This is a genomic window from Vibrio sp. M260118 (assembly GCF_036533755.1).
Classification (GTDB): domain Bacteria; phylum Pseudomonadota; class Gammaproteobacteria; order Enterobacterales; family Vibrionaceae; genus Vibrio.
The window spans coordinates 15,868-37,498 of record NZ_JATABG010000023.1 but is presented as its reverse complement, the minus strand read 5'-3'; the positions used below and the strand labels follow the sequence as shown (position 1 = coordinate 37,498).

The following is a 21,631-nucleotide window of genomic DNA, read 5'->3' as shown; positions in this document are numbered from 1 at the left end:
GAAGGAGAACACATCGTTTATGCAAGAAAATCAGCTTACCGCACAGTTCCAGCAGTACATGGAAAACCCACTAGTTTGGCCGATTCTAGAGGTGCTTAGAAAACAACCAAGTGGTTGGAAGGTACATACGTTAGCGTCACATTTAGATGAGCTAGGCTATATACCTCTATTGGATGATTCAGTTGAGAAAGACTTGTTTAAGCGTAACTTTCTAATCATGAATGCGTTATACCAGTTACAAGAGACGCTTTATCCTGATAACTGGCTCCAAGTCCAAGCTATGGACATTATTTTGATGCCCGCTCACCGAGTTGCTGGGCATGAAGTCGATCCGGATGATCCTCTTCGAGATTACTATATCCATTGGAAGAACTACGAAGCAGAAGAGGGAGAAGTAAAACGGCTACTCAATGAGTTTTGGACTAGATATCGCCACTCGGTGGGTAGCACGAATGGCAAAGACATGGACCGAGCTAGAGCACTGAGTTTGTTCGAACTTCCTCACGATGCTACTCAGCCGGAGATACGTAAAACCTGGCGAAAACTGGCGCTTAAGTGGCACCCTGATAGGGACAATGGTAATAGCGACAAATTTAGAGTCTTGTGTGAGGCTTGGAACGTTCTGCGCAACTAATTCGAACTCGGCGTGCTAGCCGAGTCCGTGTTTTTTAACTAGTCTCTCAATGGGTAGGCTTGAACTGAGACTTGCGCATGCGATTAAGCGCGGCAAGTACGTCTAGTACTCGGGGCTTAGCTAAGTCACCTTGGTTGGGCATTTTGTCGCTCCAACTGTCACTGAGATAACTTTCTACATCTTTGGCTGGAAGCTTTGACCAGCCTGGTTGCTGAGCAAGTTGGAACCAAACCCAGCCAATCGCGTTGAGCTCGTTGTTTGATTCAATTTGTTCTAGTGCGCTCAAGTCAGTGTATTCCTTGCCAAAGCGGAGCGAATCTCTCCCTTTTGCGGCGATCCTAAACTTACCTTCAGTGAGTATTTTTTGTAATGCACCACAGTTGAGTGAACGCGGGCGAAATTCTTCAAGTGACGCTTCAGATTCATTTTCACGTTGGCTTGGGTACTGAGCAACAACCTGTTGAGCTTTCTCGGTCACATCCACTGGCTGGTAGTCATGCATTTGAATCACGGTATCCGCAACATCTAGGTAGTCACCAGAACCACCCATGACAATAACAGTAGAGATATCCAGCTGCTTATTTAGTTGACCAATACGATCGACAAGGGGAGTGATTGGCTCTTGTCCTTTACTGACCAGTGCTTGCATACGCTCATCGCGGATCATGAAGTTTGTCGCTGAGGTGTCTTCATCAATTAAAATACCTGTAGCGCCTGACTCAATTGACTCTTGTAGCCAAGCAGCTTGGGACGTAGACCCTGATGCGTCTTGGGTTGAAAAGTCTGCAGTATCACGGCCCATTGGTAAATGGTTGATATAGTTAGATAGATTGAGCGAATGAATACAACGACCATCTTCAGCTTTGATCTTCATCGCTTGTTGGTTAGTGACGATAAGCTCGCGGCCATCACCTGGAATATGGTCGTAAATCGAGCGTTCAATTGCATTGAGTAATGTCGATTTGCCATGAAATCCACCGCCGACAATCAATGTGATACCTTTGCGAATGCCCATGCCGGTTACTTGACCACGATTCGGTGCGGTTAGGGTTACTTGGAGTGATTCAGGGCAGTTAAACTCAACCGCCTCTTTCATGGGTAAGTCACAATTACCCGAGATGCGGGGCAATACAGACCCATTACCAACAAATGCGAGCAACCCATTCTCATCAAGTTGAGATCTCAATGCAACTTGGTCTTCAACCGCTTCACAGTGCTCAATCAATGCCTGTTTATCGATCTCACGCTCTAGGGTAACGTTACGTATGTATTTGGGCAGATGGAAAGTAAGCAGATTATCGGCCTTTTTACCCAGCACAGAACGACCTTCAGCGGGTAATTTCACTCGGAATCTCAATTCAATACCATGCTCTGTAAACAGTACCGCAGTGTTATCGAGTACTGCTTGGCCAGTAAGAGCTATGCTAATGCTGCTTTCCTGTTTGGTGCGCTGTGCGAAATCTCGGGCAATAAAATCTCGCGCAGCAATCTGGTAGGCGGCAGATTTATCACGTAACCACCCCAAATGAGTGACTGACCAAGGACGAACGGCTCGAACACGAGAAGCAGAGGCGTAAGGATCGCCTTGAACATAGTCAACATGGAATGTGTAGTCGCCAAAATCGTACTGGCCCTTAATCTTTTGGTAGGCGTGGTAGTTTTGCTTTTCAATTTTTTTTAGGGCGGCGGTTAGTTGGTCCATATTGAACTCTATCGTGGCTTGGCGAAAGACGAGGATTATAGAAATCACTCGTCTGGGAGTAAAGCGATACTCGGTTAAGAGTATGAGTATCTAGGTGAAATGTTGTTTTGGCTCAGTAAGTGACCTTCAAATTCATCGTAAGGCATAGGTTTTCCGTATAGGTAGCCCTGGCCGATATCGCACTCTTCGGCGAGAATAAACGACTCTTGCTCTTCATTTTCGACACCTTCAACTGTCACTTCTAGGCTCAAACGCTTGGCGATTGAGATAATCGAGCGGACGATCTCTTTGTCTTCAGTGCTGTGAGAAAGCTGATGAATAAAGCTCTTGTCGATCTTAATCGCATCGAAAGGAAATTTCTTCAGGTAGTTAAATGAAGCATACCCAGTACCAAAATCATCGAGCGATAAAGTAATACCGAGCTTGCTAAGGCTAACTAAAGTATTGCGCGCGACTACTTCGTTGGCTATCAATCCACTTTCCGTCACCTCTAGCTCTAAATAGTGAGCGGGCAGTTGATATGCGGCAAGAAGGTCTTGTACTTGGTCGACGAACTGAGGGCTTTGCAGTTGAACCGCAGAGACATTGACACTGATTTTAAAATCCGTGACATGATTCGACCATTCGGCGGCTTTTTGAATGGCTGACCGTAAAACGAAACTTCCCACTTCGAATATCAAACCATTCTGTTCAGCTAAGTGAATCAGGGTTTCATTGGATATGTCACCAAGAATTGGATGGCGCCAACGCAGAAGAGCTTCGGCACCAACCCAGCGATGCGTTTGTGGTGCAACCTTAGGCTGGAAGTAGAGCAGTAGGTCATCATTACGTACTGCTTGTAACAAGTAACTTTCAAGCTGGTTAATGTTCGTCTGTGTATCTGAGATGTCTTGGGAATAGAAGCTAAATTTATGACCTGAATCTTTACAGGATTGCATTGCTTCTACTGCGTATTTAATCAGTGATTTTGCTGACTCTGAATCATCGGAAGTCGCAACGCCAATGTAACTATGTAAGTGAAGGTGCTCGCCTTCGACGACGAACTCTGTTTGGCTGACATCGACTAACTCTCGACATAGATTATTGACGTCGTCTTCACAATGAGAAGTGCGCAGCACAAAAGCAAGATCAGTCGACGATGGGCGAGCGGTAAGCACGCCCAGTTTTGAATGCAGGGTTAGACGTTCGCGAAACTGCTTAAGGACAAGTTCCCATGCACCGTGGCCATATTTGGCTTGAATACGGCGACCATTAGCGAAGCCGATGTGCAACAAAATTACTTTCGCATGTGATTCTAAATGCGCTTCAAGTGGCAGAGTATCGAGCAGTTGTTGGGTTTCTACTTCAAGCGCATTGCGATTTAAAAAACCGGTTCCTAAGTCGTGTAATTGCTGATAGCGCACTTTGCGCTCCGCTTCGCGGCGCTTGTCGATCTCCAAATTTAATGAGTAGTTAAGGTCTACCAGATCTTGAGTGCGCGTGTTAACACGAGACTCGAGTTCGATGTTCATCTGCTGAAGGTGTTGATTTTGGAACAAGGTCTTAAGTTGAGCTTCGATCGAGTCTCGGAAGGAGACAAGCAGTTGTTGGTATGTATCAATGAATGGGTTTTCCCTGTCGTCGAGCACGCATATTGTGCCGAACATATCGCCGTTCGGCCAACGTACTGGTAAACCGCAGTAGGCCAAGAGACCAAACTTTATATCAGGATTGCTTGCCCATTGTGGATCGATTGAAGCGTTTGGGACGATCAGATTTCGATTTTCATTAACCACAGTTTCACAATATAGACCTTGGCCTAGAGTCTCACTATCACCGACTTTGTATGGGTGCTTGTGGTTGTTGTTCGCTGAAAAAACCTCGATGTGTTCTTTATGAACTCTCATTATCAGCGCAGCAGGAACATTGACGATCTCAGCAAGCAGGTTGACGATGTTCTGCCAACTCCCGCTGATGTCATCAGGAATAGCTATGGTTCCTGTATTCAACTTAGACATACTGAGTCCTTGTAGGCTTATGTACCAATCGGAGCATTCCTTGCTCTCTTTAAATATAGTCATAGATGTAGTCATTGAAACCAAGATTCGAGGTTTGACGCAAAGTTGAGAGTTAGGATGCTATATAACAACAGTAAAAAAAAGCCTTAAACATACGTTTAAGGCTTAGTCTATGTGCTTGTCTCAATAGTGAGATGTCTTTTTAAACAATGGCTTCAATTGATGAATGTATCAGTATCAACATCTTGACTGTAATCAATGTTTTCAAAGCCAAAACCATTTAAATTGAGAAATTCCCGTTTGAATCCGTCGTAATCGCCAAGCTGCTTAAAGTTCGACTCGTCGATCTGTTTAAGTATCTCAGACACTCTTGCTTGCGTCTTTTCACTCAGTTCCCAATCGTCCATTCGAATCAATCTTTCACAGTCGACAGGGACCTTTTGCGTACCATACAACTTGGATGAGAATAGGCGTTGCATCTGTTCAATACAGCCTTCATGTGTCCCTTCCTCTTTCATTACTTTGTACAGTGCAATGATGTAAGGGCTAAGGGCAGGTATAAACACACTTGCTTTCGTGACTAGCGCCTTACATACCGTAGCGTAAGCACCGCCGCCGTAGTTGGCTAAACGAAGATTCAGTGAGTGACTGGTTTGGTGCAAATCAATTTTGGCGCGGCCCAAGGTTCCGTCTAGATAAATTGCGTGAGTACACTCTGGCCCAACATATGAGAACGCGATGGTTTGGCAGCCGTGTGCAATGGATTCTGAATTGATCAGCGTGTCAATCCATGCTTCCCAATCTTCACCACCCATGACTTTAAGCGTTGACTCGGCCTCTTGTTCTGTTGCAGGAGGGAGTGAAGTATGCTGCCAGCGGTCGTTTTCCAAAATTAACGTTGCACCAGATACCGCCTCATCAATAGGTTTGATTGCTGAGCGCCAGAGTTCGCCAGTTTGGTAATTGGGTCTAACTCCACTGGCTAGGCTGTAGACCACAAGATCGACTTCACCTTCAAAGTAGGTTTCAACCGCTTCAACGACTTCATCTTTTACTGTTTGCGAAAAAGCATCGCCATAGATGTTTACAGCGATACGTCCTTCTTGTTGTGCATATTTTTGGAAATAGTAGTTGTTATAGAAACCTGCTGTACCTACCCCTTTTTCTGACGGGGATTTTTCAAACGAGACGCAAATAGTGTCTGCTTGCGCACCACCAAAAGTAAGTGCAATGCGCGACGCTAATCCCAACCCAGATGAGCCGCCAATAATGAGTACGCGTTTTGGACCCTGTTTGATCGGGTTAACTGATTTCACGTACTCTATTTGCTTGACTATCGCTTGTTCACAGCCAAGTGGATGTGCGCTGCGTGCGACGACCCCATCAATGATAGGCTCAATAATCATACATACTCCTTGCGAATGCATTTAGCGTTAATTCACGCTAGCGTAAAGCTATGTAAAGTTTATTGAGCTAAAGCAATTAGAGGTGATTTATTAACTCGTTAGCAACGAAATGAGAGATCCATGGTTGCGCAGCTGGTTTTGGATGTAAGCCATCGTCCATCATCCATTCTGGTTTAATAATTACTCCCTCTAAGAAGAAGGGCATCAGTGGAACATTAAGAGATTTAGATACTTGAGGGTAGACAGCAGCAAAAGCTTCGGTGTAGCGTTTACCATAGTTAGGAAGAATATGAATTTGCATTAATATTGGTGTTGCGTCTGAATCGCGGATGAGCTCAACCATCTTAGTCAGGTTGTTTTGCACGATATTGGTTGGAAATCCACGCAGGCCATCGTTGGCCCCTAACTCGATTAATACAGAGTCAGGCTTGTGCTGTTCCAACAAACTTGGAAGGCGCGATAGACCGTTACCTGTGGTATCTCCGGAAATACTGGCATTGATCACAGTGACTTGTTGACCGTTTTTAGCTAAGTCATCCGTAAGAAGAGAAGGCCAAGCTTGCTCAATTGGCATTCGATAGCCTGCACTCAAGCTATCGCCTAAGATCAATAAGGTTTTGCTGTAGGCAGGATTAAATACTAAACAAAGAATAACAAGGGAAAGTAGTCGAAACATGCAAACATCCGTAATTAAAGCGCAATCATTGTCCAAAGTAGTCTCTACCAATCAAGAGCAATTAACAATCCTTGATGATGTAAATCTAGACATCAAAGAAGGTGAGCGTGTCGCGATTGTTGGTACTTCTGGGGCGGGTAAGTCGACCTTGATGACTATTTTAGCAGGCTTAGATGTCCCTACTGCGGGAGAAATAGAACTGCTCAGCAAACCACTCCAAAGCTTATCTGATGAGGAACGTGCCGCAATTCGAAGCGAATCGGTTGGGTTTGTATTCCAGAGCTTCCTATTGATTCCAAGTTTGTCTGCCCTTGATAACGTGACTTTACCTTGTTTATTAAAAGGTGAGCCAGAGAACACAGAGAGAGCCATTGCGCTGCTTGAATCGGTTGGATTGGGCCACCGTATTCATCATTCTCCTGCTCAATTGTCTGGTGGTGAGCAGCAGCGTGTAGCGCTAGCCCGTGCGTTTATGATCCAACCAAAAATTCTATTTGCGGATGAGCCAACAGGTAATCTAGATCAGCAGACGGCTGCTAACGTGGTAGAACTGCTATTTTCACTTAATAAAGAGCATGGAACGACGCTAGTGTTGGTCACCCATGACTCGAAACTCGCAGAGCGTTGTGATCGAACACTGAAAATGAAAGCAGGTAAGTTGGAGAACTGATGATGTCGAATTCAGCTACCTCGTCTTTGAATAGACGTTTAATTAAGTGGAGTGCGAGCGAAATAAGGCAAGGTCAACTATGGCCAGTTAGTATTGCGATGATAATGATCATTGCTTGTATATTTGCCCTAACAGCGCTGGCGCAGAGGATGGAACAAGTTGTTGTTAAGCAGGGCAAACAGGCTCTAACAGCGGATTCAGTGTTTGTTTCTTCGAACCCAATAGATGGCCAGTTCGATGTTCTGGCTAAAAACAACGATCTGATAGTATCAAGCCAAACCCGTTTTCGAACCATGGCTTTCAGTGACAGCAGCATGAAACTGATCACGGTGAAAGGAGTGGATAGTCTATACCCACTGCAAGGTGAGTTGATTCTATCTGATGACCAGCAAACATCAGCCCAGGTCAAGCCCGGTGAATTATGGTTAGATGAACGTATTTTTTCTCAGCTAGCGGTATCCGTTGGTGACGCCGTCACCATAGGTGATGCAGATTTTGTCGTAACCGGCCGTATTGTAGAAGAACCTGGGCTAAGTTTTAATCCATTCCAACAGATGCCCTCGGCTTATATCCATATCAACGACGTCGATAAAACTGGTGCAGTTCAGCTCGGCAGTAGAGTCCGATTTAGTAAGTTTATCAACGGTGATGCAAGCGATATTGAAAAGCTCAAAGATAGCATTGAAGTGACACCAAGTGACAGGTGGCGTGATCAGAACAGCGCTAGTCGGACCAACGAAGTCTTTCAGCGTACGCAACAATATTTATCGTTAACCGTCGCGATAGTCGTAATCATGGCAGCGACGACACTGGTGCTCACTTGTCAGCACTATGTGGCATCAAGGCGTAGAACTATCGCAATGCTCAAGAGCTTGGGAGCAAGTAAAGTTTGGATTACACGCTGGCTTTTAATTCAGGTGACAATACTTCTACTTTCTGCCGCGATTCTTGGTGTCTCTTTTGGTGTTGTTCTGGAATATTTACTGCGAATACCCTTGGGGGAGTTATTGCCAAACCCATTGCCGAGCTATGGCGTTAAGCCAATCTTGATTGCGTTAACGACCAGCTTGCTAATTGCGGTTCCAGCGCTCGGTATTCCTTTTTTAGGGCTTACCAATGTTAGCGCAGTGAACGTGATGCAGCCTCAAGCGCAAACCGATAGTACTAAAGCACCTTATGCCTTAGTACTTGTACCAATTGTGCCAATGTTGATTACCTATCACGATAACCTGTTAGTTTGGATTGTGTTAGGCGGAATCGTTGCACTGTTTGCAGTCCTTGCGATAGCGAGCGTGGTATTAACCCGTTTTATTGGTAAAGCCCCCTTGGGCGCAGCGATGAAATTGGCACTGAGCCGGATAAATCGTTCACCACTTGCGACCGGTATTCAATTTGGCGCTCTCGCATTGTCGCTAATGCTGTTGTCAGTTATGTGGTTAGTAAGGACAGATCTGTTGACCGATTGGCAGCGCACATTACCCGAGAATGCTCCTAACGCATTTGCATTAAATATCGCTCCTTACGAGAAAGATGCCTATTTGGGCGTATTAGACAGTGCCGGTATTGAACGTTCAGAAGCTTATCCAATCATTCGTGGCCGTTTAGTCAGTGTTAATGGTCATGATGCTAAGCAAAGAGCAAAAGGTGATGAGGGGAGTGATGCATTGCGCAGAGAAATTAACTTTACCTTTGCTGAAGGCATTCCGGCGCACAATGAGTTGGTATCCGGGACTTGGACAGAGCAGGGTGGTGTTTCTGTAGAGGCTGACATTGCACAGGATTTGGCAATTAACATCGGTGACGAACTTAAATTCATTATTAACAGTGTTGAGGTAAGCGCAAAAGTAAATACTATTCGCGCGGTTGAATGGCGCGATATGAAACCGAACTTCTACTTTATCTTTACCCCAGATGTGCTTCGTGACATTTCAGCTACTTATTTGATTAGCTTCAGGGTCGAACAGAGACACGACTCATTGCTAAACAAACTTTCACGCGAGCACCCAACCGTAAGCTTAATGGATATACGCGTCATGGGAGAAAAGATACAGCAGTTACTCGGTCAAATCGTATGGTCGATAACACTACTTGCTGCGATAGGTGTTGTGTCAGGGTTGCTGTTGATTTTTACTTTACTAAGACTAAGTTTAGGCCAACGTCAGGAAGAGATTCAGCTATATCGCACTTTAGGAGCAAGTAAGAAGCGTGTAGAAAGAACGATATGGGCAGAATATGGCTTGATGGCAATTGTCGCTGGATTGATTGCCATTATAGGTGCTGAACTAGTGGTTGGCGCTATTATGGTCTTAGGCTTCGAGCTTGATCCACAACTTCATTGGCAATTGTGGGTGTTGTTACCCATAGGTACGTTTATCACACTTGGTTTAGTTGTAAACAGTTTGATTAAGCGTCTTCTAACCCCTATTAATAAAGCGTTTAGCTAAATTTTGGTAGGCTAACTTGTTCACTTATCCACAAAAACGGTGGATAAAGTTTGGGATAACTTGGCCTGTAGATAACTTGATAGTTCTCGCAGGCCCGACCATGCGTAGCCCGACAAAGGTTTGTTATTCACAAATCTGATTATTTCGAGGTTTAGTATTTTCGAGTCAAGAAGTTTTTTTATTTTTTTTCGTAGAAATGTCATAAATTCTCCTTGCAAAATTTGTGATTTTATTCGGTCAACATAAACAGTAAAATGCGCCAAGAATGAATGAATTAGTCGCAGAAATGCAATCAACTATGCAAATACATACTGCTCCAAAAATCGCGATAATTGGTGGAGGCATTGCGGGTGCTACAGCTGCCGTCCATATGGCAGAGCTAGGTCTCAACGTTCATCTTATCGAGAAAAATTCTAGTTTAATTAGTGGCCCACCGATATGCCACTTGCATGCTGGTGGAAATTTATACAGGGAAATTTCGACTGAACAGTGTATAGAGTTATTAAAACAATCGATTGATTCTGCGCGGCTTTATCCACAGACCATAAACCGTAGACCAACGGTGATCGCTGTGCCCTACAGTGATGGAGGAAGTCCAGAAGAACTCTATGAACGTTTGATCACGATTCAATCCTGTTATGAGGAGCTCGTTGAACAAGATCCAGCGAATAAAGTACTGGGTGAACCTAGCGACTACTATAAGTTCTATAGTCGCGAAGATCTCGAGGCATTAAAACTACTTGAGCAACCAACTCAGCCGATTACTATGGATGAATGGATGATTCCATTTGCCAAAAATACCGATTTAGATAATCTTAAATTTCCGGTAGTAGGGGTAGAGGAGCATGGTTGGAGTGTATTTCGTATCGCTGCTTCAGCAACGTTAGTATTGGAATCAATCCCAAACTGTACCTTATTAACGAACACCCAAGTTATTGCCGTAGAAGAGCGAACCAATGGCTGGCAAGTCGAGTGCTTCACTGACGGTCAAATTTCACATGTTCTTGATTTTGACTACTTGATCAATGCCTGCGGTTATGAAACCGGTACCATTGATGATCTCGCACAAAAGCCACGCGAGCGTTTAGTGGAGTTCAAAGCTGCCTACGTAACTAAATGGGACGATTGTAATGAGTCTTGGCCTGAGGTGATTTTTCACGGCCCGCGTGGAACGCCTAATGGCATGGCGCAATTGACGCCGTATCCGGATGGAGTGTTTCAACTTCATGGCATGACCAAAGAAATCACCTTGTTTGAGGATGGTTTGGTTGCATCAACAGAATCCTCGTCTCAACCCCATTTACCTAACCGGCTAAAACGCAAAATTAAATTGGGTTGGGATAGTGAGGCAATATCTGAGCGAAGCAAAAAGGCGATTGCTCATATGGCCAAGTTCGTTCCTGGCTATCAATCTGCGCTCGAATTTGGCACGCCGCTGTTTGGCGCTCAGCAGATCCCAGGTCGAGATGATACGCTTAGAGCGGCAGATGTGACTTTTGAAGGGCCACATTATGCGCGAGTAGAAGTTGTAAAAGGCTCATCAGCGTTAGAAGCGGCGATCAAGCTCGTACGTGAATGGAAGCTACATGACTACGCAAATGAAAGTATAGAGTCTATTCATCCGGTTTCGATGAGCCTTAGCGCTAATCAAGTAGAAACTAAGGCCCGTGAGCTTGCGAAGGTTAGGAACTATCCCGAGCAACTGGCCGAGTACTACGGCGTTATTTAGGTAAGAAATTAGTGTCTTAGTAACCAAAGTAGCGTGCCCATTGCCCCCAGACATCTTGTAGGCCGAGTAGGTCTCCACGTACAAATCGCACTTTTTGCCCCGGTTTTGCTTGCGCCAATCGGGGTAAATCTATCCTGGCGACACAACCGATTTTTGGATACCCGCCAATGGTTTGTCTATCGTTAAGTAGTATGATGGGCTCTCCGTTTGGCGTAACTTGAATAGAGCCTAAAGCAATACCTTCACTTAAATATTCTTTTTGTGGTGGTTTTACCTTTCCACTAGCGAGTCGGTAGCCCATGCGGTTGACCAATTGGCTGACAGTAAAGCGTTGAGAGTAGAGTGAGTCAACTGCATCTCTTGTAAAATCGTTAACTTGGTAACCCTCGATAACTCGCAGCTCGAGTGGTAAATCATAGTCAGGCTTGTAACGAAATGTCATTTGCACAGGTTTTGCTGAAATAGAGTGCTGGCTGAAAGCTAACATATCACCTTGTTGTAGTGTTTGACCTTGCGCCAACCCACCAAGTTGGTCTCGTTCTACGGTTGCGACACTACCTAGTTGTGGTGAAACAATAAAGCCTGTTTTAATCGCTAAGTAAGCGCGCAAGCCGTTGCGGGGCAAACCAAACGTTAAAGTTTGACCTTTCATAGCACGAAATGTTGACCAGTTATCGAGGGGGATACCATCGAGTTTTGCGTTAAGATCCCCCCCTGCTATGGCCATTTCACATGAATGGTGAATTAGAAATTCTGCTTGTCCTAACGTTATCTCTAACGTAGGCATATTAATCGTATTGCCAAGTAAATGGTTAGCCCAACTGTAGGCGTAATCATCAACGGGACCGCCCTGAGCGATACCATAGTGAGCGAGCCCGAAGCGACCAAAGTCTTGAATTAAGGTTTGTTGCCCAGGTTTAATCACTTCAATATAGTTTTCAAGTGTCATTGCCAACCCTCCGAAACCGTACCGCCGAGTGACTTGAATTGGTCTAAGTCGATTTGTGTAAATCGTACTCGGGTCCCGATGCTAAACGGCAATATTTGATTGCTGTCCGGATGATAAAGGTCTATCGGGCAGTTACCAATCACATTCCATCCTCCCGGAGTCTCAGTGGGATAGATGGCTGTTTGATTATTGGCGATAGCGACGCTCCCTTTTGGTACCGAGACTCTTGGTGTGACTTTACGTGGTTGACGAAGTTGAGGGTCAACGTCAGTTAAAAAAGCAAACCCCGCAGAGAAACCAATCGCCCCAACCGTGTATTCGACACCAACATGCGCGCCGACTATCTGATCATAGGTGAGACCGTTATCTAAATAGGTTTGCAAGTCAGGACCAACAGAAAGGTCGTAATAGACTGGCAACTCAATAATGTTAGACTGATGCGACTCTGGCATATTAAGTAACGCCTGAGTAACGAGTTTTTCTAAGTAGGGGACGAACTCAAAGATCGAAATTCTATGGGGTAGATAGTCAACTAAAATGGAGTCAAAAGATGGAGTGACATTCATTACCCATGCCCCAAGCTGATTACTCAGATAATGGCTAATCTCACCAATTACCCATGAAAGATGGTCGTTGGGCTCGCTGTGAAAGCGGATCAGTATCGAACACTCAGCAACAGGGTCGATAGAGGTCTCAATTATCATTAAGTTAAATTCTCCTTATCGAGAAGGGATCTAATCTGTTCGATGAGTAAAACACCTTGTTGGTTGTCTCCGTGGACACAGAGCGTGTCAGCTTCAATTGGGATAGAATAACCATCAAGCGTTCGAACCTTTCCATAGCGTGCGATTTGCAAAACTTGGTTGAGGATCTCTTCTTGATCCGTTAACACTGCGTTTTCAACTCCACGGGGAGCAAGCATGCCATTACTTTGATAGCTTCTGTCAGCAAATGCTTCGAACAGCAGTGGCACGTCATAACGATCAGCAACATCAAGATAGGGCTGTGTGTTTGCGACTGAGAGAGTCATCACTGGAAGGTTAAAACAGGCTGCGGCATCAACAACGGCATCGAATATAGCCAGATCTTTGATCATATCATTGTAAAGTGCACCATGAGGCTTAACGTAACTCAAGGCGACATTGTGGTTATCGCATAGTCCTTTAAGCGCGCCAACTTGGTAAATCAGTATGTTGGTGATTTCTTCTGGTGCAAGTGTAATGCTTCGCCTACCAAATCCTTGCAGATCAGGATAGCCAGGATGCGCCCCGATTTTTACGTCATACTGAATGGCAAGTCTGATGGTTTTATCCATAACTTGAGGATCTGAAGCGTGGAAACCACAGGCGATATTAGCCATGTGAATATTGGGCATAACCGCTTTATCATTGCCTAACGTCCAAATACCAAAACTTTCGCCCATATCACAATTGAGACTGATTGAACGTTTTTCCATTAGCAAAATATCCTCTATTTAATCCTCTAGTAAGATGTTTCAAATGGCACAAACAAACAGTGATCAAACTCATTATTTGGCTATTAATAACTAGAAAGTCGTTAATTTGATAACGTCGCCGCAAGCCTTATTGACTATCGTATATATAGTAAAAACGTATATGTGTTGCTTGATTTATACTGCATGAAAGTTGGTATAAATCAACGTAGTGGTGGAGGTAATTTGATCGCGTTTAGCCAGCTGTCGTTGAAGAGCAAACTGATCGTGCCGATTGTGGTGTTCACCGGGATTGTTTTCGTCATATCCCAGGGGTATTTGCTGCTTCAAAGTCACAGCACGCAAACAAACAATTTAATCGATCGTGCTGGAGTATTGGCAACAGGCGTAGCGCATGGCTTACAAAATGTTGTGTTAACCGGGGATACGCATACTGCAAACAAAGTGCTTAATGCATTTTCTGCAGATGATGACGTCGTTCGTGTGAAACTCTACACCACAGATGGACAATTGTTTGCCATGTATGAGCAAACTGGAGTCATCGCTCCAGTTCCGAGTGAAGTAGAACGAACTGAACTATTAACCCAAGGCTATTCGAATAGTGAGCAACATATATTCTTGCTCATCCCAGTAAAAAGTGGCGAGGACAAAATAGCTTCGTTGCGCATTACACTGTCGAAACAATCTTTACGCGCCCTGTATTTAGATGCACTATCAAAAAGCGCACAAAACCTGTTGTTGTTAGCTTGCGCTGCACTGTTTCTTTATTTGGTTGTCGAAATGTACATCGTTCAACCCGTTTATCGTTTGTGTAATGCGATCTGGTCCTATATTGATAGTGGAAAACAGCCTTTCAATGTTACTCATAGAGCCGAGGATGAAATTGGCGGTTTGTTTGAAGCATTTAACACCATGCTAGAACGATTAAAACAGCGAGACACTCAGGTTAACCTCACCTTAGACCAGTTGGCCCAGGAAACCTCATTTGTTAATGAGGTAGTAGAAGCGGTTACGCACGCATTAGTCGTAGTGAATAGCCGTGGACATATCATTCACTTTAATGCTGCTGCTTGTGATGTATTTCGGCGTACACCTGCATACATTAAAGGTACGCATATTAGCGAAATGCTCGGTGATGAAGCTGAAACCTTCCTTGATTGTTTACTCAAACAACGCATCGAACAGGTCGACAAACGTGTATGGGTCAAAGATATTTTCGGTGAGTATCAGATCCTTAAAATAAACACTAGCCTGCTCAGTAAAGGCGGACAGGTGTTGTTTGCGATACAAGACATTACTGAATCTGAAACCGCTCAAAGACGACAACGACTGGCTGCTGGCGTATTTGAGAATAGTCAAGATGGCTTAATCGTCACCAATCAATCCGATATCATCACAATGGTTAACCCGGCGGTTTCAACTCTACTTGGTCATTCTCAGGAGGCTTTACTTGGCAAAAGACCAGAGCAGATCTTCGACTGGCAACACTTTAGGTCACTGATGCCGACCATCAAGGAGAGTGTAATAAGTCACGGCCAGTGGCAAGGTGAAGTGTGGGAAACCCACAAACTGGGGCACAAGAAGGTCCCTTTGTTTGTAAAAGTCACGCGTATTGCTAGCAGTGAAAAAGAAGATCAATTTGACTTTGTTTACCTACTCTCAGATTTGTCGAGCGACAAAGAAATGGAGAGATTAGAGTACTTAGCGCATCATGATTCTTTAACCGGCCTTGCAAATCGAACCGAACTCTACAGGCAGCTTGATGAGCTACTAAAAGTAAACCGAACTGAGAATCAAGGTATTGCGCTCTTGTATATCGACCTAGATGGCTTCAAGGTAGTGAATGATACCTATGGACATGATGCGGGGGATGCCGTTTTGAAAAAGGTTGCGAGCCGGTTATTAGCAGATGTTGAAAAGTCAGATATTGTAGCGCGCTTGTCTGGTGATGAGTTCGTTGTAGTCTTGAGTGAGGTCGACGCAGAAGTAGCCGAGGTATTTGCTCAATCAGCGATTAAAAGTATTGAGAAACCAATCAACTATCGTGGCAAAACAATGAAGGTTAGTGCGAGTATTGGGATCCATTACGCAGCAGAGGAAGAGACGGATTCTGAAACCTTGTTAAAGAGTGCTGACACCGCGATGTACAGAGCGAAAACAAGTGGTAAAGGGAGGGTGGTTATCTAAAATGAGAATTTTCCCATTCTTAGCTAGCCGAGAGCTTGTATTTGCACCTAGTTGATTTAGGATAACGCCATGTTTTTAAAAGGTCAGTGATATGAATGTATTAGTAACCGGTGGAATGGGGTACATAGGTAGCCATACTTGTATCCAAATGATTGAAGCCGGAATGACTCCGGTAATTTATGACAACCTATACAACAGTAAATGCTCCGTATTAGCAAGAATTGAGAAAGTAGCGGGAGTAAAACCAGAATTCATCGAAGGCGATATCCGTGATAAGCGGCGATTAATAGAGGTTATGAGAAATCATGACATCGGCGCAGTTATCCATTTTGCTGGACTAAAAGCCGTTGGTGAGTCGGTAGAGATGCCGCTTGAGTATTACGACAACAACGTCAATGGCTCCTTAGTGTTGGTTAGCGCGATGAGAGAGGCTGACGTTAAAACCATGATATTCTCATCTTCAGCGACAGTTTATGGTGACCCTGCGTCAGTGCCGATTGGAGAAGATTTCCCAACCAGCGCAACAAATCCTTATGGTCGCAGTAAGCTGATGGTCGAAGAGTGTTTAACTGACTTTCAGAAAGCCAATCCAGACTGGAGTATTACGCTACTGCGCTACTTTAACCCAGTGGGCTCACACCCAAGCGGTGAGTTAGGCGAAGATCCCCAAGGCATCCCGAACAACCTGATGCCATTTGTATCTCAAGTGGCGGTTGGACGCCGTGATTGCTTATCTGTGTTTGGTAATGATTACCCGACTCACGATGGCACAGGTGTCCGAGACTATATCCACGTAATGGATCTTGCTGACGGTCATATTGCTGCGTTAAACAAGGCCGGTCCAAAGGCTGGGCTACATATCTACAATCTAGGCACAGGTAATGGCTCTAGTGTGCTAGATATGGTCAAAGCATTTGAAAAAGCGTCGAACAAGACGATTAACTATAAAATTGTCGACAGACGCCCTGGTGATATTGCAGAGTGTTGGGCCGATCCTGCAAAAGCGCAAACTGAGTTAGATTGGAAAGCAGTTCGTAGCCTTGAAGACATGACCCAAGACACTTGGCGTTGGCAATCGAACAACCCGAATGGTTATCCAGAGTAACTAAAGTGAAAGTTGAAAAAGACCAGCTTGTTTATAAACGGCATTGCACCATAACCCAGGATATGCCAAATAACTGATTCTAATGTACTCATGTCTCAACTTCTCCTTACTGCCAACCTTCAACGCCGTGCATGTCTGGGAGTTTGTGTGCGATGCCTTTATGACAATCAACACATGTTTTCTCCCCAGATGCTAGGGCAGTAGAGTGCTGAGCTTCGGCACGTTTACTTTGCTGTGAATAGTCCATAAAATCAAACTCGTGACAGTTGCGACATTCAAGGGAGTCGTTCTTCTGCATACGAGCCCATTCGCGCTCAGCTAGGTGAGCTCGGCGGGCTTGGAACTTCTCAGGTGTATCGATTGTTCTGGTAACAAAGTGAGCGAAGAGCTCTTTTGATGCTTGAACTTTGCGTACGATTTTATCCGTCCATTCGTGAGGAACGTGACAGTCTGAACAAATTGCACGAACACCTGAACGGTTCGAATAGTGAATTGTTTCTTGAATTTCAGCAACAATAGGTGCGTGACAGCCTGAACAGAACTCTTCGGTATTCGTTGCTTCCATCCCAGTGTTGAATGCCCCCCAGAACAGGAGACCACCAGAAAATCCAAGGAACAACACTACACCAACAGCAGCTTTACTCGGGCTTTTTAGTCTATTCCAAAACGCTTTAAGTATCTTCATAAATAACCTCTTAGTGTTCGTATTTCACTTACTTAAGCGAATCGACAGAATCAAATTCGTTCTTCACTAATGGCTTAGCGTTGGTTTGTGGAACGTGACATTGCAAACAGAAGTAGCGACGAGGTGACATGTCTGCTAATACCGCATCCTCGCGGTTAACGTAGTGAGTAACACTGACTTTGGTCGCACCTGACTCTTTTGCATTTTTCCAACTGTGACAAGCCAAACATTTGTTGGCATTTAAAGACACTTCATAGTTACGGATGCTATGTGGAATCAGCGGTGGTTGGTAAACAAAGCTGTCTGAAACTATCTGATCTTTTGGAAAATCTTTAAACTCATCTGCAGGACGCGTATCTTCAAGTTCGCTTACACCGCGCAAAGACTCAAGACCACCGATGCCTCCCGGGTTATCCAGTTCAGCGAATGCGAAACTGCTCACAAGGGCACTAACAGACAATAGTGCAATAAACATTCTTTTCATTATTCATTCTCCGCCTAATGGCTAAATTCTTGATTCTGGCTACGTTATGTAACGTAGCCAGAGCACTCATAACTATGCGATCTTAGTTATCTTAACTGGACACTTCTTAAAGTCAGTTTGTTTAGAAAGTGGGTCAGTTGCATCTAAGATCAGCTTGTTGATCAAAATGCGTGCGTCAAAGAACGGTACGAATACCAAGCCTTTTGGTGGACGGTTGCGGCCACGAGTTTCAACACGAACACGTACTTCACCGCGTTTATTCTCAATCAGAACCTCTTCGCCACGACGTACACCACGCGCTTTCGCGTCTTCTGGGTGGATATAAACCACCGCATCAGGAACCGCTTTATATAACTCAGGTACACGGCGTGTCATAGTACCGGTATGCCAGTGTTCTAGTACACGACCTGTACATAGCCACATATCGTACTCAGAATCTGGCACTTCTGGTGGTGCTTCGTAGGGAGCGGAAATTATTAATGCCTTGCCATCTGGTTTACCATAGAAATCCCATCCAGAACCCTCTTTTGCATAGGGATCCGAACCTTCTTTATAGCGCCAAAGCGTTTCTTTACCATCAACTACAGGCCAGCGTAGACCGCGAGTTTGGTGGTAGCGATCATACGGTGCTAAATCGTGGCCGTGGCCGCGACCGAATTGAGCGTACTCTTCGAAAATACCTTTCTGAACATAGAAACCAAAGTGGTGCGCGTCATCATTAAGCTCTTTCGCTTCTTCAACTGGGTACTTATCGATTACGCCATTTGCGAACAGCATGTCGTACATGGTTTTACCACGGTACTGAGGCGCTTGTGCAAGTTGATCTTCAGTCCAAACTTCTTCCATTTTGAAGCGCTTGGTGAATTCCATTACCTGCCATAGGTCAGACTTAGCTTCACCAACGGTTTCGATTTGTTGGTACCAAGCTTGAGTACGACGTTCCGCGTTACCGTAAGCGCCTTCTTTTTCGATCCACATTGCGGTAGGTAGGATCAAGTCAGCAGCCTGGGCTGTTGCGGTTGGGTAAGGGTCAGAACATACAATGAAGTTGTCTGGGTTACGGTAGCCTGGTAGACGCTCGCCGTTAATGTTTGGACCCGCTTGCATGTTGTTGTTACACATTACCCAGTAAGCGTTTAGCTTACCGTCTTTCAGCATACGGTCTTGGAGTACCGCGTGGTAGCCTGGTTTCGGAGGAATGACGCCGTCAGGGATTTTCCAAATGCCTTCAGCTACTTTACGGTGCTTAGGATTCGCAACCACCATATCCGCAGGTAGACGGTGCGCGAATGTACCAACTTCACGAGCGGTACCACATGCCGAAGGTTGGCCTGTTAGTGAGAATGGGCTGTTACCTGGAGTTGCGATCTTACCTGTTAATAGGTGGATGTTATAAACTAGGCTGTTCATCCATACGCCACGAGTATGTTGGTTCATACCCATAGTCCAAAGTGACATCACTTTCGTGTTTGGATCCGCGTATTGTTTCGCGAGTGTCAGAAGTTTTTCTTGAGAAACACCAGACATTTCTGACGCTTTTTCTAATGTGTAAGGTGCAACCGACTTTTTGTACTCTTCAAAAGAGATCGAAGACATCTTACCTGAGTTCGGATTCGCAGCTGCTTGCTGTAGCGGGTCGTCATCGCGAAGACCGTAACCGATATCGGTTGTTGCTTGTTTAAAGTTGGTATGCTTATTAACGAAATCCCAATTTACTGCATCGTTCTCAATGATGTAATTAGCGATGAAGTTAGCAATTGCCAAATCAGATTGAGGTTCGAAAATGTAGCCTTCATCCGCGAGTTCAAACGAACGGTGGTAGTAAGTTGAAAGCACATTAACTTTGACGTGCTGGTGGCTTAAACGGCGGTCTGTAATGCGAGTCCAAAGTACTGGGTGCATTTCAGCCATGTTTGAGCCCCAAAGGACGAAAGAGTCAGCATGTTCAAAATCGTCGTAACAACCCATAGGCTCATCAATACCGAACGTACGCATGAATGCGCCTACCGCAGATGCCATACAGTGACGCGCGTTCGGGTCGATGTTGTTAGAGCGGAAGCCAGCTTTCATCATTTTAGCGGCAGCGTAACCTTCCATCACTGTCCACTGACCAGAGCCGAACATACCAACACCAGATGGACCTTGTTTCTTAAGTGCATCTTTCCATTTTTGTGCCATGGTATCGAAAGCAACGTCCCATGAAACAGGAGTGAAGTCTCCATCTTTGTGGAACTTGCCGTCTTTCATACGAAGAAGTGGCTGAGAAATACGATCTTGTCCATACATGATCTTCGACAAGAAATAGCCTTTGATACAGTTTAGGCCCTTGTTGACTGGCGCTTCAGGGTCACCTTGTGTCGCAACCACTTTACCATTTTGTGTACCTACAAGAACCGAACAACCCGTACCGCAAAAACGACAAGGTGCTTTGTCCCATGTAATTTTAGTTTGGTCTGAGCTAGCGATCAGGTTTGCTGCAGAGGCTGGCAACGTGATGCCTGCTACCGCTGCTGCTGACGCCGCTGCGTTTGCCTTAACAAACGCTCGTCTTGTCATCTTCATACTTCACCCTCGGTCTGGGAATAGTGAGTTCCAGTGTTGTTATTTTGCGGTCCGTCGTCGAGATCAGTTTCGATTTGGTGATAAACCAAAGCTGCGCTCAACACATTTGGGAGGTTGTTAATCGCTTCAATCGTGTCGGTGATAAAACCTTGATTTTCAGTTTCCAATACCACGACGATTTTACCCTCAGGGCTATCTCCATAGATTTCGGCATTGGGATACTTTTCGATTTCAGATTTAACTTCATCGAGATGTTCAGATGAACAGTGCACGACTAAACTCGATATATGCACTTCATTCAGTGACATAAACTTCTTCCGTATTAAACTAAATTGCTCACATTGATGGATGAAGTAGGGCACACTGCTACGCAGCCACCGCATCCTGTACATTCATCAAGTTGTATGTTCGGTTGTGCGACCTTACCGATTTCTAGTTTGAATTGTATTGCCATGGTTTCGCACATTTCACCACAGCTTCGGCATTCGATATTTTGCTTCGCTAGGCAGCTATCTTCGATCACTGCCTTAGCATTCCATGGTGCGTCAGACTTATCGCCAAATAGCGGCTCAGGACAAATATCCGCACATTGGTAACAGAAAGTGCATTCGCCTTTAGAGAAATCCACTTGTGGAAATCCACCGTCGCCGTTAACGATTATGTTAGTTTCACAAACGTCGCGACACTTTTCACATCGGGTACAAATTTCAGTAAATTTTTCGCTATTAACTAGCCAAGGCAAACGAACAGAGTTGATCTCTAGCGTCTGACTGGAGAAAAGCCGTCTTTTAGATAGGTTTACCAATATCGTACCTAGTTACGTTTAAAGTTATGTTTTTGCTAAATAACCATTCACAATCTGTCATTTAGCTTTGATAAATTGTAGTTTTTGCCATATTTGTATAAATACCCCCAAGGGGGTAATTAGGGTTTAAATTTGTTTTAGAT

At 44.7% G+C, this 21,631-nt stretch carries 19 protein-coding genes; 6 read left to right on the top strand and 13 right to left on the bottom strand.

Annotated elements, in window-relative coordinates:
* Window positions 1-19 precede the first annotated feature (19 nt).
* Entirely contained in the window at window positions 20-634 is a 615-nt protein-coding gene (locus QTO00_RS03115) for a DNA-J related domain-containing protein (protein ID WP_331422888.1), read from the top strand.
* A gap of 46 nt (window positions 635-680) precedes the next feature.
* On the opposite strand, the gene QTO00_RS03110 is transcribed toward QTO00_RS03115, so the two are convergent.
* The 4 genes from QTO00_RS03110 to tesA all read right to left on the bottom strand — a co-directional run bounded on the left by QTO00_RS03110 (window position 681) and on the right by tesA (window position 6,415).
* Entirely contained in the window at window positions 681-2,336 is a 1,656-nt protein-coding gene (locus tag QTO00_RS03110) for an ABC-ATPase domain-containing protein (protein WP_331422885.1), read from the bottom strand.
* A gap of 74 nt (window positions 2,337-2,410) precedes the next feature.
* Complete coding sequence (locus QTO00_RS03105; RefSeq protein ID WP_331422884.1) at window positions 2,411-4,333, bottom strand: sensor domain-containing phosphodiesterase; 1,923 nt, start codon at window positions 4,331-4,333, stop codon at window positions 2,411-2,413.
* Window positions 4,334-4,548: 215 nt separating this feature from the next.
* Window positions 4,549-5,739: an enoyl-ACP reductase FabV gene (gene fabV, locus QTO00_RS03100; protein ID WP_331422883.1), complete on the bottom strand. Its 1,191-nt coding sequence runs from the start codon at window positions 5,737-5,739 to the stop codon at window positions 4,549-4,551.
* A 76-nt stretch (window positions 5,740-5,815) separates the two neighbouring features.
* Window positions 5,816-6,415, bottom strand: a complete 600-nt coding sequence (gene tesA, locus QTO00_RS03095; protein ID WP_331422882.1) for a multifunctional acyl-CoA thioesterase I/protease I/lysophospholipase L1 — start codon at window positions 6,413-6,415, stop codon at window positions 5,816-5,818.
* Between tesA and QTO00_RS03090 the strand changes: the two genes are divergently transcribed.
* The 3 genes from QTO00_RS03090 to QTO00_RS03080 all read left to right on the top strand — a co-directional run bounded on the left by QTO00_RS03090 (window position 6,414) and on the right by QTO00_RS03080 (window position 11,258).
* Window positions 6,414-7,085 (top strand): ABC transporter ATP-binding protein, encoded by a 672-nt coding sequence (locus tag QTO00_RS03090; protein WP_331422880.1) that lies wholly within the window; start codon window positions 6,414-6,416, stop codon window positions 7,083-7,085. The genes tesA and QTO00_RS03090 overlap by 2 nt on opposite strands.
* 2 nt (window positions 7,086-7,087) lie before the next feature.
* Window positions 7,088-9,529, top strand: a complete 2,442-nt coding sequence (locus tag QTO00_RS03085) for an ABC transporter permease (RefSeq protein WP_331422887.1) — start codon at window positions 7,088-7,090, stop codon at window positions 9,527-9,529.
* 286 nt (window positions 9,530-9,815) lie between these two features.
* Window positions 9,816-11,258 carry an FAD-dependent oxidoreductase gene (locus QTO00_RS03080; protein WP_443088892.1) on the top strand — a complete coding sequence of 481 codons (1,443 nt, stop codon included), beginning with the start codon at window positions 9,816-9,818 and terminating at the stop codon, window positions 11,256-11,258.
* Window positions 11,259-11,274: 16 nt separating this feature from the next.
* On the opposite strand, the gene QTO00_RS03075 is transcribed toward QTO00_RS03080, so the two are convergent.
* Genes QTO00_RS03075 through QTO00_RS03065 form a run of 3 tightly spaced genes read right to left on the bottom strand, consistent with a single transcriptional unit; the run spans window position 11,275 to window position 13,663 of the window.
* Window positions 11,275-12,207: a biotin-dependent carboxyltransferase family protein gene (locus QTO00_RS03075; protein WP_331422877.1), complete on the bottom strand. Its 933-nt coding sequence runs from the start codon at window positions 12,205-12,207 to the stop codon at window positions 11,275-11,277.
* Window positions 12,204-12,911 (bottom strand): 5-oxoprolinase subunit B family protein, encoded by a 708-nt coding sequence (locus tag QTO00_RS03070; protein WP_331422876.1) that lies wholly within the window; start codon window positions 12,909-12,911, stop codon window positions 12,204-12,206. The genes QTO00_RS03075 and QTO00_RS03070 overlap by 4 nt, the downstream gene beginning before the upstream one ends.
* Window positions 12,911-13,663: a 5-oxoprolinase subunit PxpA gene (locus QTO00_RS03065; protein WP_331422875.1), complete on the bottom strand. Its 753-nt coding sequence runs from the start codon at window positions 13,661-13,663 to the stop codon at window positions 12,911-12,913. Before QTO00_RS03065 ends, QTO00_RS03070 begins: the two co-directional genes overlap by 1 nt.
* Before the next feature lie 183 nt (window positions 13,664-13,846).
* Here QTO00_RS03065 and QTO00_RS03060 point away from each other — a divergent pair, with 183 nt between their 5' ends.
* Window positions 13,847-15,847, top strand: a complete 2,001-nt coding sequence (locus tag QTO00_RS03060) for a diguanylate cyclase domain-containing protein (protein WP_331422874.1) — start codon at window positions 13,847-13,849, stop codon at window positions 15,845-15,847.
* A 91-nt stretch (window positions 15,848-15,938) separates the two neighbouring features.
* A complete protein-coding gene (gene galE, locus QTO00_RS03055) occupies window positions 15,939-16,952 on the top strand; it encodes a UDP-glucose 4-epimerase GalE (protein ID WP_331422872.1) in 1,014 nt (337 codons plus the stop codon).
* Here the strand turns inward: galE and QTO00_RS03050 are convergent.
* From QTO00_RS03050 to napF, 6 genes are all read right to left on the bottom strand, one after another.
* The gene (locus tag QTO00_RS03050; protein WP_331422871.1) at window positions 16,940-17,044 is read right to left on the bottom strand and encodes a TIGR02808 family protein; all 105 of its coding nucleotides are present in this window, start codon (window positions 17,042-17,044) and stop codon (window positions 16,940-16,942) included. The genes galE and QTO00_RS03050 overlap by 13 nt on opposite strands.
* A 14-nt stretch (window positions 17,045-17,058) precedes the next feature.
* Window positions 17,059-17,637: a NapC/NirT family cytochrome c gene (locus QTO00_RS03045; RefSeq protein ID WP_331422869.1), complete on the bottom strand. Its 579-nt coding sequence runs from the start codon at window positions 17,635-17,637 to the stop codon at window positions 17,059-17,061.
* Between the two features lie 28 nt (window positions 17,638-17,665).
* Entirely contained in the window at window positions 17,666-18,121 is a 456-nt protein-coding gene (locus tag QTO00_RS03040; protein ID WP_331422868.1) for a nitrate reductase cytochrome c-type subunit, read from the bottom strand.
* A 72-nt stretch (window positions 18,122-18,193) separates the two neighbouring features.
* Window positions 18,194-20,683, bottom strand: a complete 2,490-nt coding sequence (gene napA, locus QTO00_RS03035) for a periplasmic nitrate reductase subunit alpha (protein WP_331422865.1) — start codon at window positions 20,681-20,683, stop codon at window positions 18,194-18,196.
* Complete coding sequence (locus QTO00_RS03030) at window positions 20,680-20,991, bottom strand: chaperone NapD (RefSeq protein ID WP_331422864.1); 312 nt, start codon at window positions 20,989-20,991, stop codon at window positions 20,680-20,682. The genes napA and QTO00_RS03030 overlap by 4 nt, the downstream gene beginning before the upstream one ends.
* Window positions 20,992-21,005: 14 nt before the next feature.
* The gene (gene napF, locus QTO00_RS03025) at window positions 21,006-21,488 is read right to left on the bottom strand and encodes a ferredoxin-type protein NapF (RefSeq protein ID WP_331422862.1); all 483 of its coding nucleotides are present in this window, start codon (window positions 21,486-21,488) and stop codon (window positions 21,006-21,008) included.
* Window positions 21,489-21,631 lie beyond the last annotated feature (143 nt).

What these genes read in the sequence shown, in the direction of transcription:
- QTO00_RS03115 (WP_331422888.1), top strand. Translation starts at nt 20, where the DNA reads ATGCAAGAAAATCAGCTTACCGCACAGTTCCAGCAGTACATGGAAAAC.
- QTO00_RS03110 (WP_331422885.1), bottom strand. Translation starts at nt 2,336, where the DNA reads ATGGACCAACTAACCGCCGCCCTAAAAAAAATTGAAAAGCAAAACTAC.
- QTO00_RS03105 (WP_331422884.1), bottom strand. Translation starts at nt 4,333, where the DNA reads ATGTCTAAGTTGAATACAGGAACCATAGCTATTCCTGATGACATCAGC.
- fabV (WP_331422883.1), bottom strand. Translation starts at nt 5,739, where the DNA reads ATGATTATTGAGCCTATCATTGATGGGGTCGTCGCACGCAGCGCACAT.
- QTO00_RS03090 (WP_331422880.1), top strand. Translation starts at nt 6,414, where the DNA reads ATGCAAACATCCGTAATTAAAGCGCAATCATTGTCCAAAGTAGTCTCT.
- tesA (WP_331422882.1), bottom strand. Translation starts at nt 6,415, where the DNA reads ATGTTTCGACTACTTTCCCTTGTTATTCTTTGTTTAGTATTTAATCCT.
- QTO00_RS03085 (WP_331422887.1), top strand. Translation starts at nt 7,088, where the DNA reads ATGTCGAATTCAGCTACCTCGTCTTTGAATAGACGTTTAATTAAGTGG.
- QTO00_RS03080 (WP_443088892.1), top strand. Translation starts at nt 9,816, where the DNA reads ATGCAATCAACTATGCAAATACATACTGCTCCAAAAATCGCGATAATT.
- QTO00_RS03075 (WP_331422877.1), bottom strand. Translation starts at nt 12,207, where the DNA reads ATGACACTTGAAAACTATATTGAAGTGATTAAACCTGGGCAACAAACC.
- QTO00_RS03070 (WP_331422876.1), bottom strand. Translation starts at nt 12,911, where the DNA reads ATGATAATTGAGACCTCTATCGACCCTGTTGCTGAGTGTTCGATACTG.
- QTO00_RS03065 (WP_331422875.1), bottom strand. Translation starts at nt 13,663, where the DNA reads ATGGAAAAACGTTCAATCAGTCTCAATTGTGATATGGGCGAAAGTTTT.
- QTO00_RS03060 (WP_331422874.1), top strand. Translation starts at nt 13,847, where the DNA reads ATGAAAGTTGGTATAAATCAACGTAGTGGTGGAGGTAATTTGATCGCG.
- galE (WP_331422872.1), top strand. Translation starts at nt 15,939, where the DNA reads ATGAATGTATTAGTAACCGGTGGAATGGGGTACATAGGTAGCCATACT.
- QTO00_RS03050 (WP_331422871.1), bottom strand. Translation starts at nt 17,044, where the DNA reads ATGAGTACATTAGAATCAGTTATTTGGCATATCCTGGGTTATGGTGCA.
- QTO00_RS03045 (WP_331422869.1), bottom strand. Translation starts at nt 17,637, where the DNA reads ATGAAGATACTTAAAGCGTTTTGGAATAGACTAAAAAGCCCGAGTAAA.
- QTO00_RS03040 (WP_331422868.1), bottom strand. Translation starts at nt 18,121, where the DNA reads ATGAAAAGAATGTTTATTGCACTATTGTCTGTTAGTGCCCTTGTGAGC.
- napA (WP_331422865.1), bottom strand. Translation starts at nt 20,683, where the DNA reads ATGAAGATGACAAGACGAGCGTTTGTTAAGGCAAACGCAGCGGCGTCA.
- QTO00_RS03030 (WP_331422864.1), bottom strand. Translation starts at nt 20,991, where the DNA reads ATGTCACTGAATGAAGTGCATATATCGAGTTTAGTCGTGCACTGTTCA.